This window comes from Methanoregula sp. (assembly GCF_049510175.1).
GTDB lineage: Archaea > Halobacteriota > Methanomicrobia > Methanomicrobiales > Methanospirillaceae > Methanoregula.
Genome location: NZ_JBEKZF010000007.1, coordinates 1 through 14,490, shown reverse-complemented (window position 1 = coordinate 14,490; position 14,490 = coordinate 1). Strand labels below are relative to the sequence as shown.

The 14,490-nt window shown below is 55.2% G+C and carries 16 protein-coding genes and 2 tRNA genes; 13 read left to right on the top strand and 5 right to left on the bottom strand.

Features of this window, described 5'->3' with window-relative positions:
* Positions 1–12: 12 nt before the first annotated feature.
* On the bottom strand, positions 13–267 hold the full coding sequence (locus tag ABSG49_RS09685) for a hypothetical protein (RefSeq protein ID WP_424025927.1): 255 nt from the start codon (positions 265–267) through the stop codon (positions 13–15).
* 169 nt (positions 268–436) lie between these two features.
* Between ABSG49_RS09685 and ABSG49_RS09680 the strand changes: the two genes are divergently transcribed.
* A complete protein-coding gene (locus ABSG49_RS09680; RefSeq protein ID WP_424025926.1) occupies positions 437–1,159 on the top strand; it encodes a DUF4013 domain-containing protein in 723 nt (240 codons plus the stop codon).
* A 119-nt stretch (positions 1,160–1,278) separates the two neighbouring features.
* Positions 1,279–2,001, top strand: coding sequence for a 4Fe-4S double cluster binding domain-containing protein (locus ABSG49_RS09675; protein ID WP_424025925.1), 723 nt, complete (start codon positions 1,279–1,281; stop codon positions 1,999–2,001).
* 227 nt (positions 2,002–2,228) lie between these two features.
* Here the strand turns inward: ABSG49_RS09675 and ABSG49_RS09670 are convergent, their stop codons facing one another.
* Positions 2,229–2,420, bottom strand: coding sequence for a winged helix-turn-helix transcriptional regulator (locus ABSG49_RS09670; protein ID WP_424025924.1), 192 nt, complete (start codon positions 2,418–2,420; stop codon positions 2,229–2,231).
* A gap of 352 nt (positions 2,421–2,772) precedes the next feature.
* Between ABSG49_RS09670 and ABSG49_RS09665 the strand changes: the two genes are divergently transcribed.
* From ABSG49_RS09665 to ABSG49_RS09620, 10 genes are all read left to right on the top strand, one after another.
* A tRNA-Cys gene (locus ABSG49_RS09665) sits at positions 2,773–2,844 on the top strand.
* A 223-nt stretch (positions 2,845–3,067) separates the two neighbouring features.
* Complete coding sequence (gene pscS, locus ABSG49_RS09660; protein WP_424025923.1) at positions 3,068–4,432, top strand: O-phospho-L-seryl-tRNA:Cys-tRNA synthase; 1,365 nt, start codon at positions 3,068–3,070, stop codon at positions 4,430–4,432.
* Positions 4,433–4,485: 53 nt separating this feature from the next.
* Entirely contained in the window at positions 4,486–5,784 is a 1,299-nt protein-coding gene (locus tag ABSG49_RS09655) for an O-acetylhomoserine aminocarboxypropyltransferase/cysteine synthase family protein (protein ID WP_424025922.1), read from the top strand.
* A gap of 85 nt (positions 5,785–5,869) precedes the next feature.
* Positions 5,870–7,345 carry a homoserine O-acetyltransferase MetX gene (metX, locus tag ABSG49_RS09650; protein ID WP_424025921.1) on the top strand — a complete coding sequence of 492 codons (1,476 nt, stop codon included), beginning with the start codon at positions 5,870–5,872 and terminating at the stop codon, positions 7,343–7,345.
* Entirely contained in the window at positions 7,342–7,821 is a 480-nt protein-coding gene (locus ABSG49_RS09645) for a DUF1890 domain-containing protein (RefSeq protein WP_424025920.1), read from the top strand. The genes metX and ABSG49_RS09645 overlap by 4 nt, the downstream gene beginning before the upstream one ends.
* On the top strand, positions 7,809–8,096 hold the full coding sequence (locus tag ABSG49_RS09640) for a DUF1894 domain-containing protein (RefSeq protein ID WP_424025919.1): 288 nt from the start codon (positions 7,809–7,811) through the stop codon (positions 8,094–8,096). Before ABSG49_RS09645 ends, ABSG49_RS09640 begins: the two co-directional genes overlap by 13 nt.
* Before the next feature lie 20 nt (positions 8,097–8,116).
* Complete coding sequence (gene thiI / locus ABSG49_RS09635) at positions 8,117–9,232, top strand: tRNA uracil 4-sulfurtransferase ThiI (protein WP_424025918.1); 1,116 nt, start codon at positions 8,117–8,119, stop codon at positions 9,230–9,232.
* Positions 9,233–9,533: 301 nt separating this feature from the next.
* Positions 9,534–9,722: a restriction endonuclease gene (locus tag ABSG49_RS09630; protein ID WP_424025917.1), complete on the top strand. Its 189-nt coding sequence runs from the start codon at positions 9,534–9,536 to the stop codon at positions 9,720–9,722.
* A 162-nt stretch (positions 9,723–9,884) separates the two neighbouring features.
* Positions 9,885–10,130, top strand: coding sequence for a DUF5655 domain-containing protein (locus ABSG49_RS09625; protein ID WP_424025916.1), 246 nt, complete (start codon positions 9,885–9,887; stop codon positions 10,128–10,130).
* 159 nt (positions 10,131–10,289) lie between these two features.
* Complete coding sequence (locus ABSG49_RS09620; protein ID WP_424025915.1) at positions 10,290–10,724, top strand: DUF488 domain-containing protein; 435 nt, start codon at positions 10,290–10,292, stop codon at positions 10,722–10,724.
* Between the two features lie 539 nt (positions 10,725–11,263).
* On the opposite strand, the gene cysS is transcribed toward ABSG49_RS09620, so the two are convergent.
* The 3 genes from cysS to ABSG49_RS09605 form a co-directional block, all read right to left on the bottom strand.
* Positions 11,264–12,526, bottom strand: a complete 1,263-nt coding sequence (gene cysS / locus ABSG49_RS09615; RefSeq protein ID WP_424025914.1) for a cysteine--tRNA ligase — start codon at positions 12,524–12,526, stop codon at positions 11,264–11,266.
* Between the two features lie 23 nt (positions 12,527–12,549).
* Positions 12,550–12,622 (bottom strand) — tRNA-Cys (locus ABSG49_RS09610).
* 200 nt (positions 12,623–12,822) lie between these two features.
* Positions 12,823–13,173, bottom strand: coding sequence for a hypothetical protein (locus tag ABSG49_RS09605; protein WP_424025913.1), 351 nt, complete (start codon positions 13,171–13,173; stop codon positions 12,823–12,825).
* Between the two features lie 138 nt (positions 13,174–13,311).
* On the opposite strand from ABSG49_RS09605, the gene cysK reads away from it, so the two are divergent.
* Positions 13,312–14,244: a cysteine synthase A gene (gene cysK / locus ABSG49_RS09600; protein WP_424025912.1), complete on the top strand. Its 933-nt coding sequence runs from the start codon at positions 13,312–13,314 to the stop codon at positions 14,242–14,244.
* Positions 14,245–14,490 lie beyond the last annotated feature (246 nt).

Below are 14,490 nucleotides of genomic sequence, written 5' to 3'. Positions count from 1 at the left end.
CCTGATATCCGTTCAGTCGCTGATGCTGATGATCTGGACCGGGCAGAGATCCGCGACACCCCAGGCACAGGACTCCAGGTCCTCTGGGAGCGTACATTCGGCAACATTGTCGCCGGCCCGGAACTCTTCAATCACCCTGCTGAACGAGTCGCCAAGATCCTGTTCAAAAAGCCGGGACAGGTATTCCAGCATGACCCGCAACTGACGCAGGTTGGGCGATCGATCTTCACCATCACGGATCTGCTTCTCCGTAGTTGTGCTTGGCAAACCGGATGCAATAAATATACCCTGCGTGTGGTATGGCAGCAGGAAGAGCGTTTTGCCTGCGGGCGATCCACCGGTTCAGATAGGATTATTGTCCGCGATGTTCCATACTCCGGACGAAATAAGAGACCGGGCAGGAACCTGACCCGGAATAGAATATTACGGTGAATCCATGGATTATACAGAGATGCTACGCGACGCATATGCCTATACACGGCAGGGCGTCTTTGAGAATGGCAGCCGGTGGATACGATTGATCCTTGCAATCGTCCTTCTTTCCATCCCGATGAACGGCTATGTCATGCGGGTATACCGGGGTGCTGGATCCGCTCCTGAGGTTGACCGGTGGGGACGGCTGTTCATCGACGGCCTGAAACTGATGGTCGTTGCATTCATCTACTCGATTCCCGTCTTGGTGGTCTGGCTGATCACCTATGGAGCCATGGTTGCAGCGATCTTATCCGGACAGACTGTCGGAGCCGCGGTAGCCGGCTGGACGCCGAACCTGGGTCTGGTGATGCTCATGTACATCGTTGAGTTTGGGGTGGCACTGGTCCTGCCCATCGCCTCAATCCGGTTTGCACGGAGCGACAGATTTTCCGAGGCATTCCACTTCGGAGCGATTGTCGATCAGATCAGGAGGATCGGGTGGATTAACTATGTGATCGGTATCATCCTGGTCGCCATCCTCATCGCCGTGCCGGTCATGATCCTCGTCTTCGTTTTTATCATACTGGGCATCTTCCTTGCAGCCCTGACGAACTTCAGCCCTATTGCCATCCTTGGCCTCCTCGCTGTCGCAATCCTGCTCTTCCTCATCCTTGCACCGCTCCTCATCGTGTTCCAGGCACGGTACTGGACCCGGCTCTACGACAACGCTGCACCGGTAGTATAATTTTCCAATTTTTTTCCAGCATACTTCCAGAGCCGGTGCAGTACACCATAATGCTGGGATAGTATTTTCAACCGCTAAACTCACCATCTCCGGCAACCCACACTTCCGTACGAGCTCCTATGTACCTCGATAACCGGATCAGAATACTGGCACAGTCCCTTGGCGCGGATTACTGCGGGGTGGCCGATCTCTCAGCTGCACGGGATTTTATTGAACGGCAGGGTGGGAAACGGGTTGCAGGATACCCCCGGGCGGTCGTTATGGGCATCCGGCTCCTGGATGAGCTCGTCGATCTTCTTTCGGAACGGGAGGATCCCGTTGTTCCCGGACTGTACCGCCATCACACGTATGATGTGGTGAACCAGGCGCTCGACCAGATCGCACTCCGTGTGGCAAACACGATCCAGGGCGCAGGTTTCGGAGCGTTCCCGGTCCCGGCCTCGAAACGGGCAAGCGACGAGCACATCGCCGGGATATTCTCCCAGAAACTTGCAGCCCACATGGCGGGCCTCGGCTGGATCGGCAAAAGCTGCCTGCTCGTCACACCCGACCACGGGCCACGGGTGCGGTGGATCGCGGTCCTGACCGATGCCCCGCTCACACCGACCGGCACACCCATGGAGCCGCGGTGCGGGAACTGCACCGCATGTGTGGATATCTGCCCGGTACATGCCTTCACCGGCAGGACATTTTCCCCCGATGAACCACGGGAGGCCCGCTTCGATGCGGCTGCCTGCGACCGGTATTTTAAGAATATGGAAAAGGACGGGGGCCCGGCAACCTGCGGCATGTGTCTCTATATCTGCCCGCACGGGCGGCGATCCGCGGACAAGACGGCCTGAAACGGCCGGTATCCCCGTTTTGATCTGCCACCAGGTACCTGCCTGCTGAAACGTAAGACAACGGACAAACAGACAGGGTTTTTTTCAGGGAATGGCTAGAACAATCGGGGAAGAATGTGTTGCAGAAGGAATTGTTTTTTAAAAAGGTGAGGCGAGGATACTTGTGTTAATACCGTATCCAGAGATTCAGAATTTTATCGTGCCTGTGGTGCGCATATGAGGCCGCATCATACGGCAACCACCTCCATCTGTGGCGGGTTCAGGCCGTACAGGCTCTGCCGGGCGTCGATGAAATAATGGCGCTCGATAAGGATCTGTTCTTCCTTTAACCTGTTCAATGCGTACCGCACGGTCCGGGATGGCAGGGAGGTCTCGCGGATGAGATCCTTCTGAGTCAGCTGGCTGCCGTTTTCAAGCACTTTATACACGAGCTTAGCCGATGGCGGCAGGTGCCCGATCTTTCTGATGTTGCTATTCTCGTTGGTGTTTACAACAAAAACGATCCCTCATAGTGGATCACCATAACAACATGAGAGTTCACAATTGTTAAGTATTTCGGTTTCTTTTGCCGGAACCCTGTTTTTTTGCGAACTTTATTACCAATGAGAATATTCTTCGTGCGCTCAATATCCCCAGCGTTCATACGAATTCCGGGGAAAATCCCCAATTACTGACGGAGAAACAGGATCAGGAAAATCCTGCCGAAGCCCGAACCTATAAATATTCACAATTGTTATTTAGTATAGTAAGATTCACAATCGTGAATCATATGCCAGTGTGGCGGAGTGGTCACGCGGTTGACTGCAGATCAACTACACCCCGGTTCAATTCCGGGCGCTGGCTTTCCGAAAGGTGTATCAACATGACGAAGTTCGGCTCACGCCTCGCTTCTCATCGTCGATGTTCTTACGAACATCTCCGACCTTGAGGATGAGAAGAAGTGCATCAGAACTTCTTCGTCTGCGGAAACATTGCATCTGCACTCCGGCAGGAACTGCGGAGCAGAACGTGGAAAAAGTATATGGGAAGTATACTGCATTTCTCTGCATAGGACGAGAGGAAAATCATGAGTATCAGGATCCAGAAGACATTCGAAGCACTCTTCGCACTCGAAGAGATCCGGGGGCTCTTCCGCGAGTCCCTCCCGACCGGTTTCGACCCGGCAGAGGAGGCCGCATTCCGGCAGAAGATTGCCGAGGTGAAGGCCATCCTCGCGGACCTCGAGGCCGGCACCGGCACGCCAAAGGTGACGAAGATTGCCGGTTCCATCGACATCCGGACACGGGAAGAGCAGTCCATCAACATCCAGCCCATCCAGGCAGCGGGACGGCTGACCACGGAGGCGAGGAAGGCCCTCATCTCCTATGGTGACGGGTACTCAACGTGTGACGCCTGCCGGAAACCGTTCCGGCTCGACAAGATCTCCAAGCCCGGCATCGCGGAGTTCCATGCGGATTTGGCTAAGTTCGTCAACATGGACCATGCCCGGGTCGTGCCCGGGGCACGCCGCGGGTTCCAGGCAGTGACGGGAACACTCGTCAACAAGGGTGACAGCGTGATCGTCTCCGCCCTCGCCCACTATACCGAATTCCTTGCCGTGGAAAATGCCGGGGGGGTCGTGAAGGAGGTGCCGCTGAACGCGAAAAATATCGTTACCGGTGAAGCAACGGCACTGAAGATCGAGGAGGTCAAGCGGGAGACCGGAAAACTCCCCGTGCTCGTCATGATCGACCACTTCGACTACCAGTTCGCAAACGAGCACGAGATTAAGGAGATCGGGAAAGTCGCCCACCAGTACGACATACCGTTCCTCTACAACGGGGCCTATACCGTCGGCGTCATGCCGGTCGACGGCAAGGCGATCGGGGCTGACTTTGTTGTCGGCTCCGGACACAAGAGTATGGCATCGGTCGCGCCGTCCGGGGTACTTGCGATGACTGATGAATGGTTACCCAAAGCCCTCCGCACCACATCGATGGTCGGAGATCTTACCAAGCGTAAATTCGGAATCAAGGAGGTCGAGATGCTCGGCTGCACGCTGATGGGCGGGACACTGCTGTCCATGATGGCATCGTTCCCCACGGTTAAAGCCCGGACCCTGAAGTGGGACGAGGAAGTGAAGCGATCCAACTACTTCATCGACCGGCTCCTGAAGATCACCGGCAGCAAAGTACTGTCCGAGTATCCAAGGAAGCACACGCTCACGAAAGTTGACACAACAGGAAGTTTCGATACAGTCGCCCAGACCCACAAGCGCCGCGGGTTCTACTTCAGTGACGAGCTCTCGTCCCGGGGGATCGTCGGCGAGTTTGCCGGTGCAACCCGGACCTGGAAACTGAACACCTACGGCCTGTCGGGCAAGAAGATCCGCTATCTCGCGGATGCCTTCACCGAGGTTGCAGAAAAACACGGCCTTGCCGTAGAGAAATAATACCAGAAGATAAGAGAGAAAATTCCGATACGAAACCAAACGAGGAACAAACAATGACAAAAAAGAAATTCAATCTTGGAACAACCTCCCTCCATGCAGGGCAGGTGCCCGATCCGACGACCGGATCGCGGGTAGTACCGCTCTACCAGACATCGTCGTACGTGTTCAAGAACACGGAACATGCAGCAAACCTGTTCGGCCTCAGAGAACTGGGAAATATTTACACCCGTCTCATGAACCCGACCACGGACGTCTTCGAAAAGCGGATAGCCGCAATCGAGGGCGGATCCGCTGCCATCGCCACCTCTTCAGGAGCCGCTGCCATCACGTACGCGATCCTGAACCTCACTCGTACCGGTGACGAGATCGTGTCGGCCGACAACCTGTATGGGGGCACGTACGAGTTCTTCCACTACACCCTCCCGAAGTTCGGGCGGCATGTCGTATTCGTGGACTCCACTAAACCGGAAGCATTCAAAAAGGCGATTACCGGGAAGACAAAAGCGATCTATGCTGAGACAATCGGTAACCCGAAACTCGATGTCCCGGACTTCGAGAAGATCGCGAAGATCGCCCACGATGCCGGTATCCCCCTCATTGTGGACAACACGACCGGAATCGGGCTCGTCCGCCCGATCGATTACGGTGCGGATATCGTTGTCCACTCGGCCACCAAGTATATCGGCGGCCACGGGAACTCACTCGGTGGCGTCATCGTCGATTCCGGTAAGTTTGCCTGGAACAATGGCAAATTCCCGGAGTTCACCGAGCCGGACCCGAGTTACCATGGCCTGAAATACTGGGACACGTTCGGGAACTTCCCGGGCCTCGGGAATGTTGCCTTTGTCTTCAAGATCCGTGTCTCGCTCATGAGGGATACCGGGGCTGTGCTCAGCCCGTTCAATGCCTGGCTCTTCCTGATCGGCCTCGAGACACTCCACCTGAGGGTCCCCCGCCATTCGGAGAATGCGCTGGCGGTTGCACAGTTCCTCAAAAACTACCCGAAGGTGGCATGGGTGAACTACCCGGGACTCCCCGACAACCCGAACCATGAGCTCACGAGGAAGTACCTTGTCGGAGGATACGGGCCGCTTGTCGGCGTCGGGATAAAAGGTGGAGAGAAGGCATCGAGGAAGTTCATCGATAGCCTGAAACTCTTCAGCAACGTCGCCAATATCGGGGACTCAAAGAGCCTTGCAATCCACCCGGCAAGCACCACCCACCAGCAGCTGACTGTTGAAGAACAGGCAAAGACCGGAGTTACCCCCGACTTTGTCCGGCTCTCGATCGGGACCGAGGATATCGAGGACCTCATCGCCGACCTGAAACAGGCACTGGATGCAACACCGTGAGGAAGAATCCCTCCCGTAACCTCTTATTTGAGGACATCCGGGATATTATTGCAGAGCTCGCCCAGATCTGGCACGGGGTGTGTTGATGATCAAAGGATCCGCAGGAATTGTAACAACCCAAGTCTATCACCTTCCTTCCCCGCTCGTACTGGAAAGCGGGGAGACTCTTTCTTCACTTACGCTTGCGTATGAGACGTACGGGAAACTCAACCGCGAGAAGAGCAACGCAATCCTTGTCTGTCACGCTCTCTCCGGTGATGCCCATGTGGCAGGATTTCACGAAGGCGATGACAAGCCCGGCTGGTGGGATGCTGTCATCGGCCCCGGAAAGGCGCTCGATACTGATCGGTATTTCGTAATCTGTTCGAACGTGATCGGGGGCTGCAAGGGTTCGACCGGGCCGTCGTCGATAAACCCGGAGACCGGAAAACCCTATGGAGCGAAATTCCCGGTCATCACGATCCGGGACATGGTGAACGCCCAGAAACTGCTCGTCGATCATCTCGGCATCAGCCAGTTGTACGCAGTTGCCGGCGGGTCGATGGGCGGCATGCAGGTCCTGCAGTGGACGGTCACGTACCCGGATCACATGAAAAAGGCCATCGTGATCGCGGCAACCGGCTACTCGACCCCCCAGCAGATCGCGTTCAACGAAGTCGGCAGGAAGGCGATCATCTCCGACCCCGACTGGAGCAACGGCGACTACTACGGGAAAACACCGCCAATCCAGGGCCTTGCACTCGCCCGGATGGTGGGGCATATCACTTATCTCTCGAACGAGTCGATGTACGAGAAGTTCGGCAGGGCACTGCAGGGGAAGGACCGGATCGGGTTTGACTTCTCCACCGACTTCAAGGTGGAGAGCTACCTCCACCACCAGGGGGACACCTTCACCCGCCGGTTCGATGCAAACACCTACCTGTACATCACGAAGGCGATCGATTACTTCGACCTGACCAGAGATGGCTCGCTCACCCTCGGCCTTGCCGGTGTGAAAGCAGCATTCCTCGTCATCTCGGTCTCGTCCGACTGGCTCTACCCACCCTACCAGTCGCAGGAGATCCTGTCGGCACTGACCGCAAACGAGATCGAAGTACATTACTGCGAGATCCGCTCCAACTACGGCCACGATGCGTTCCTGCTCGAATCGGGCCAGCTCAACTATATTGTCGGGAAGTTCCTCTCCCACACGGTTGTCGGCGATGTCATGGTCCGGGATGTTGAGACTATCGAAGAGGGGACGACGATTGCGGTAACCGCCCGGCGCATGATCAACTCCGGTGTCAACCACCTGCCGGTACTCTCCGGCGGGGGGCAGCTCGTGGGCATCGTCACTTCCTGGGATATCGCGAAAGCGGTTGCATCCAGTTTCCTCTGGCTGGACGAGATCATGTCCCGGGACGTTGTTACGACAACACCCGACGAGCCGATCGAGGCTGCGGCGAAGAAGATGGAAGAGCACGCGATCTCGGCACTCCCGGTCGTTGACGCGAACCAGCACGTGATCGGCCTCATCACGGTCGATGCGATCAGTGTCCTTGTCGGGAGAGGAAACCCATGACAGACCAGACTGAAAAACCCATGACGGCGACAGCCCTGCTCGTTCTCGGCTGCCCGGAAGTCCCGGTGCAGCAGGCGCTCGCACTTCATATCGCATACAATTTCCGGAAACGTGGCACTATAGTCCATGCCACCGGTAACCCTGCTGTCCTGAACCTGCTGAAGGTCTCGGACCCGGAGAAACGGTACCTGCAGGAGACGCAGGTCCTTGAGAAATGCATCGGGGAAATTGTCGAAAAAAAGAGGGACTGCGAGCTATGCATCGTCTTTTCCCACAGCGACGCAGGGATCACCTACGCCGCCACCATGCGCCACCTCCTGCCGACTGCCCGGCTGGTCGTGATCATCTTCGGGAAGGACCCAGAACCGCTGGCTGCGCTGATCGAGTTCCCCTGCGAGAAGATCGTGGAAAAAGCCGTGCACAACCCGATGCAGCTCCGGAAGAAGGTCAACGAGGTGTTCGGATGGGCTGCATAGAGAACCTGAAGTACGAGAAGATCCTGCCACTCGGCGCATCCTTCAAGGAATGCCGCGAGTACGTGGAAAAAAATTTTCAGGAGTTCTGGTATGTCGATCCCGGTTACAAACTCTTTGATGAATACATCATCGGTCTGCCCCCGATCGCACTCGGCATTGATGGTGCCAGAATAATTTTTCCGTACACCAAGCCCTGCCACGGAACCTATCTGCTCGCAATCGAGGACGCCGAAGAGGCAGCACGTGTCCGGAAAACCGCACGAAAGAAAAAGTGAAGATACGGTGAAACGGCGATATGAAAAAACAATGGCTTATCCGATATTCTGAAATATTCCTCAAATCCGACCCCGTCCGACGGCAGTGGGAGAACACCCTGATCGCAAACATCCGCGAGGTCATGCCCGGCGTCCATGTCCGGAACGAGCGGGGCAGGATCTGGCTGGATGGCGAGGTCAGGCCAGATCTGCTCAAAAATATCTTCGGGATTGTCTCGTTCTCGGAAGTCGAACACATCCGGCTCGATGAGATCGGTTCGTTCCTTCCTGATTATTGTCGCCGCCACGGGATTGACACGGCCAAGACCTTTGCCATCAGGATGAAGCGGGTCGGCAAACATGCGTTCACGTCCAATGACAAGACGATCGAGTACGGCACTCTCCTGCAGAGCGGGTTCCCCCATCTCAAGGTGAACCTCGCAAACCCCGACAAGGAGATCCATGTCGAGATCCGTGCAGACCAGGCCTACCTCTACGACAACGTGACCAAGGGTCCCGGGGGCCTCCCGCTCGGGGTCGAAGGCACCCTCGTGGCGCTGCTCTCCGGCGGCATCGATTCCCCGGTTGCCGCATGGATGATGATGAAGCGGGGCTGCCGGATCCTCCCGGTCTTTGCAGCGCTCGACACCTTCCTTGACGAGACGACCATTGCCCGGGCAGAGCGGGTTGTCGAGATTCTTGCCCGGTACCAGCCCGGCATCAAACTGACCGTGATACATGACTCCTATCTCGCGGAGGCAAAACGGGAACTTGTCAGCAGGCACCTCGAGAAGTATACCTGCATCTTCTGCAAGCGCCGGATGTACCGTGTGGCGACGGCCTTTGCACTCCAGCATGGGGCAAAAGGTATTGTCACCGGTGAGTCTCTCGGGCAGGTGGCGAGCCAGACCCTTGACAATCTTCTCGTCCTCACCGATGCTGCATCCGAGGTCCCCATCCACCGGCCCCTGATCGGGTATGACAAGGAGGATACAATCCGGATCGCCCGCGAGATCGGGACATTCAACGAGTCCATATCGAAGGCTTCCGGCTGCAAGGCGGTTCCTTCAGGTCCGTCAACGAAGGCGAAACTTGCTGTGATCCGGGAGATCGAGGAGAAACTCGAAGCAACGAAGATGCCGCTGCCGGTGTTTTAGGATGAGGATACTCTCCGCGGTTTTCGATTAAATTATTGGGGAAAGAGCCGGTTATCAGGAATTCCTGCACGGGGGATGGAGGGGCCCCTTCCCCTTCGTTTACATTCCCGCGTTCATCACTTTCACCCCCCGGGCCCGGGATTATTCTGGTCGGATCAAAAATCCGCATATGCAACCGGGGTCAGGGTTCTCCGGGTTCTGAACATAGCAGCGCGTGGTACTCCAATATTCCTGAAGAGAAAATGTTCGTCGCAGGGAAGACCTGTTCCCATTGGGGCCACCCGATTTAGAAAGAGTTTCGGTGGAATCCGTCTGGCAGAATTTTGAACGGTTAGCGGCTTTCATCTTTGAAAAAAATGATTTCCGGGTTAACGTAAATACCGTTAAAACATTGAATAAAAAACGAAGGCAGTATGACATCATCGTCAGGAAGAACAACCAGACTTTTCTGATAGAATGTAAGAAATGGGCGGGCAACCGCTACCGGTGATCTGCATTAAAAAAGGCTATTGTACAACACAAAGAAAGAACCACATTTTATGGACATATCACGAATGAAGATGCGATCCCGCTCATCGTCACCCTCATCGAAGAGGAAATCCGGGTTTTTGAAGGAGACCCTCTTGTTCCGGTCCTGAAGCTTAACGCCTTTATGTATGAAGCATTAAAAGTCTATACCGAAGCTCTTGGTGATGATGTCCAGGTAAAAACTCTCAAATTTTATATCGCTTTCAAGAGGATCAACAATTTTGCCTGTGTTGAAATTTTTCATCAAAAGAATGAGATTAAAGTCTATCTGAAAATTGATCCTCATACCATTACTCTTGAAAAGGGATTTTCCCGAGATGTGAGCAATATCGGACATTGGGGGGAACCGGTAATCTGGAACTTGTCATAAGAACAGATAACGACCTCGAAAAAGCAAAACCACTGATTACACAGAGTTACGATAAAACCTGAAAAAACGAGATAATCATGGTCAAGCCGGGATTTCCGGCAGCACCCATTTTGTTAAAACTTCTTCTGGAATCAATGTTAATCAAGTAAAGGGGGACAAATGAAACTTTTTACCATAGGTTTTACCGGCAAATCTGCCGAAGAATTTTTTTCAATTCTCACAAAAAATAAAGTGAGCACGGTTATCGATATCCGTTTGAATAACAACAACATGTTTGCCGGGTTTACCAAGAAAGAAAATTTTCCCTACTTTCTCAGGCATCTTGCCGGTATCGATTATATCGAGATGAGATCGTGTACCCCGACTGATGAACTTCTCAATAATCTAAAAAATGAAGAAATTACGTGGAGCGAATACAAAAAACAATATCTGAAACTCCTGAAAGAACAGGAAGTAGTAGAAAAATTCTCGAAAAAAATCCTGAGCAGGGCCTGCCTGCTCTGTGCAGAGCCGGAGCCGGATTACTGCCACCGGAAACTTCTCGCTGATTATCTCTCAAAAAATTTTGATGGGATTGTTGTGGAACATCTGTAATTATTTCAGAAACTCTTGACCCCCCCCAAAAAAAATAATCGAAGGGGGGGGTCTCCCGCATACCCCCCCTCCCCCTCAGCTCCGGCCCCCACCCACCTTTTAAGCAGCATCTTCCGACGTAACGCCGCGATCCGCAAAGCACCCGACCACCCCCCCCAGCCAAAATATTTCCGGCCCGGCATGGGGGGTATCAGGTATCCCCCCCTCCCCCATGGTGGGGGGTATGATCGTTTTAAAATCCAAACGATGGGGGGGTCTACCGGACACCCCCTCCCCCCAATTGTGAGTAACGCACGAGTCCCGGGCAGGATCGTTCTTGCAGTTCCCGACGGAGCGACCGGGTCAGCAGGGTTCACAAAAGTGAGTAAGCAGCGGATTTCCCGGCCGATCAAGGGGGGGTATGCCGGATACCCCCCCACCCCCAGGTAGGGGGGGTCTGATCGATTTGAAACGCAAAGGGGGGAGGGGGTCTAGCTGATACCCCCTGTCACAAAATTTGCAACCGGAAAAGAGAGGGGGGACGGCCTCCTGCCGGGTCGTTACCCGAGCGGTGCATCCGTGATAGTGATCCCCGCCGCCACCATCTTCTCCCGGATCATATCGGCCACCCCGAACTCCTTCTTCTCCCGCAGCTCCGCCCGGATCTCGTGAAGGACGCTTAAGGGAGCGCTCGTCTCGCGGAGGAAGTTGATCCCGAGGATCGCCCCATACTCGCGCAACGCCCCGATATCCCCATTCGCGGCAAGGCGCTGGATCGCGGCGAGCGCCATAGGGGTGTTGAGGTCCGCTTCCATCGCATCGGTGAAGGCTTTCCGTCCCTCCTCGTCCGGGCCGTTGTCCTTCCGTGCCATCGCCCGGATATGGTCGAGCCCTTTTGCCGCATTCTCCAGTCCCTCGTCCGTGGCCTGCAGGGGCGAGCGGTAGTGGGAGAGGAGGATGAAATACCGGAGCACGTCCTTATTCCACGTCTTCAGCGCGTCTCGGATGGTGATGAAGTTCTCCAGCGATTTGGACATCTTCTCCCCTTTGACGGTCAGGAACCCGGTGTGCATCCAGTACCGGACCATGGGGTGCTTTCCTTCCAGCGACTCCATCTGGGCGATCTCGGCCTCGTGATGGGGGAAGATCAGGTCGAGTCCCCCGCCGTGGATATCGTACTGCTGCCCGAAGTACTTCTCGGAGATCGCGGTGTCCTCGATGTGCCACCCGGGCCGGCCCCTGCCCCACGGGGAGTCCCACGTATATTCCCCGTACTCCCCGGTCTTCCAGAGCGCGAAATCGAGCGGGTTCTGTTTTGAGGCGTCCGTGACCCGGCTGACACGCTTCGTACTCTCCTGGCCGGAGAGCTCGCCGTTGCGTTCGAAGGTATCCACATTGAAGTAGACGCCGGTCTCCGTGACATACGCCACGTTCCTAGCGATCAGGCGCTTCACCTGGTCGATAATCTCGGGGATGTGGGTCGTTGCCCGGGCATAGTAGCTGACCGCATCGATCCCGAGCGCCTGCATATCGCGGAAGTACTCTCTCTCGAACTTCCGGGCAAGGGCTGCCTGGGAGACGCCCTCCTCTTTTGCGCGGTTGATGATCTTGTCGTCCACGTCCGTGATGTTCTGGAGGTAGAAGACCTCCCGACCGGTTGACCGGAGGTACTTTGCCAGTACGTCGAAGACCACGTACGTCCGGGCATGCCCGAGGTGCGAGTAGTCGTAGACCGTGGGACCGCAGACAAAAATGTACACCCGGTCCGGGTGGAGGGTCACGAGCGGTTCCGTGGTTCTGGTGAGCGTACTGTACAAATTCATGGGAATCACCTTCTGGGATTATACGCCGGCGGGTGGAGTCGAACCCCCAGACATTCGCTTTGCAGGCGAAGGCATTAACCGTTCTGCCACACCGGCCTTTTTTCACATTCGTGGAATACAGGGTGAAGGTACAAAAATTATATTTGGGGGGCTTGTGACTCCCCCGGATATCACAGCGGGTGCGTGCTGGATTGCATGAGGCGATATTGACCGATATAAATACTGGCCATGAGGGTGTGTGAGGCCGCATGGTACATTCGGATCAAGCATGAGGACGTGAGTTCAGGACATGGGTTTCATGGACACATACCATCAGCTGCTGTTCGTCCGCGGATCTCGCGGCGTGCAGTCATCTGCGTGCCTGTCCTCGTGAACTCCTTAAGACAACAATACTGCCCGGAGCTCCGGATACCGCTGAACCGCTCGACTTTCCAGCCCAGTTTGAGGGTGGAATAGGGATAGGAAGCCCTCCCGGATATTTCCGGGACTGCTGCGGTTTTTGCGATATTCGCGTGGTATATATTCATGGCTGCTTTCCTGTTCACGGTTGTGAACGCACAGTATGGGCCGGGCTGGCTGATATAGCCTGATTTGGCGTCAGATTTTGCCGCAATCTTCCTGTGTTCCTGAAGGAACAGGGCTCCCACACGCTCAGAACCCGGCCCCGGCTTTTTTTGCTGGAAACAAAGGTATCAAATATCAGGCCGGGAAAATTAACAATTGTGAAGTACTGGAAAACCGCCAAGGTTGTGCGGAATAATTTCCAGATTCGGCAGAGGAAACCCATGACCAAGATTTATGATAATATCACGGCAACAATCGGCAATACGCCGCTTGTCCGTCTCAATAGACTCACAAAAGGATTGCAGGCTACCGTCATTGTCAAAGTCGAATCATTCAACCCGATGAGCAGCGTGAAAGACCGCATCGGGGTTGCGATGATCGACGAGGCAGAAAAGCGGGGGCTGATCAACAAGGATACGATCATCCTCGAGGCAACAAGCGGGAACACCGGTATTGCCCTTGCGTTCGTGAGTGCGGCGCGTGGGTACAAGTTCACACTCGTCATGCCGGAGACCATGAGTATCGAGCGGCGGAAACTGGCAAAGGCATTCGGTGCAGAGATCGTGCTCACACCGGGCGCTGAAGGGATGAAGGGGGCGATCAGCCGGGCCGAGAAGATGGCCGCAGAGAACCCGAAGTACTTTTACATCCCCCAGCAGTTCAACAACCCCGCCAACCCCGAGATACACCGGAAGACCACTGCCGAGGAGATCTGGCGCGATACGGGTGGAAAGGTGGATATTCTCGTTGCCGGTGTAGGCACGGGGGGAACGATCACCGGAATCGCAGACGTGATCAAGAAGAGAAAACCCTCGTTCCGTGCTATTGCTGTCGAACCCGATGCATCACCGGTCCTCTCCGGCGGCTCCCCCGGTGCACACCGCATCCAGGGAATCGGTGCGGGTTTTATCCCGACTGTGCTCAGGCGGGACCTGGTGGATGAGATTATCCGTGTCAGGAACGAAGATGCGTTTGAGACTGCACGGAGACTTGCCCGGATGGAAGGCATTCTTGCCGGGATCTCGAGCGGCGCGGCCCTGTATGCGGCACTTGCCGTAGCAAAACGCCCCGAGAGCAAGGGTAAGATCATTGTCGTCATCCTGCCCGACACTGGTGAACGCTACCTCAGTATACCAGACCTCTTCGAGGCCTGAGAGGTCCGTATGGACCTCGAAGGAGAGAAGGATCCTTCAGGATCCTTCGATGGATTAACAAGGTCCGTATGGACCTCGAAGGAGAGAAGGATCCTTCAGGATCCTTCGATGGATTAACAAGGTCCGTATGGACCTCGAAGGAGAGAAGGATCCTTCAGGATCCTTCGATGGATTAACAAGGTCCGTATGGACCTCGAAGGAGAGAAGGATCCTTCAGGATCCTTCGATGGATTAACAAGGTCCGTA

Bases quoted from the DNA above. Each gene is read 5' to 3' on its own strand.
- ABSG49_RS09625 (WP_424025916.1), top strand. From the start codon at position 9,885: ATGTATGAAGCATTAAAAGTCTATACCGAAGCTCTTGGTGATGATGTC.
- ABSG49_RS09655 (WP_424025922.1), top strand. From the start codon at position 4,486: ATGACAAAAAAGAAATTCAATCTTGGAACAACCTCCCTCCATGCAGGG.
- metX (WP_424025921.1), top strand. From the start codon at position 5,870: ATGATCAAAGGATCCGCAGGAATTGTAACAACCCAAGTCTATCACCTT.
- cysS (WP_424025914.1), bottom strand. From the start codon at position 12,526: ATGAATTTGTACAGTACGCTCACCAGAACCACGGAACCGCTCGTGACC.
- ABSG49_RS09645 (WP_424025920.1), top strand. From the start codon at position 7,342: ATGACAGACCAGACTGAAAAACCCATGACGGCGACAGCCCTGCTCGTT.
- ABSG49_RS09680 (WP_424025926.1), top strand. From the start codon at position 437: ATGGATTATACAGAGATGCTACGCGACGCATATGCCTATACACGGCAG.
- ABSG49_RS09620 (WP_424025915.1), top strand. From the start codon at position 10,290: ATGAAACTTTTTACCATAGGTTTTACCGGCAAATCTGCCGAAGAATTT.
- ABSG49_RS09675 (WP_424025925.1), top strand. From the start codon at position 1,279: ATGTACCTCGATAACCGGATCAGAATACTGGCACAGTCCCTTGGCGCG.
- cysK (WP_424025912.1), top strand. From the start codon at position 13,312: ATGACCAAGATTTATGATAATATCACGGCAACAATCGGCAATACGCCG.
- pscS (WP_424025923.1), top strand. From the start codon at position 3,068: ATGAGTATCAGGATCCAGAAGACATTCGAAGCACTCTTCGCACTCGAA.
- thiI (WP_424025918.1), top strand. From the start codon at position 8,117: ATGAAAAAACAATGGCTTATCCGATATTCTGAAATATTCCTCAAATCC.
- ABSG49_RS09640 (WP_424025919.1), top strand. From the start codon at position 7,809: ATGGGCTGCATAGAGAACCTGAAGTACGAGAAGATCCTGCCACTCGGC.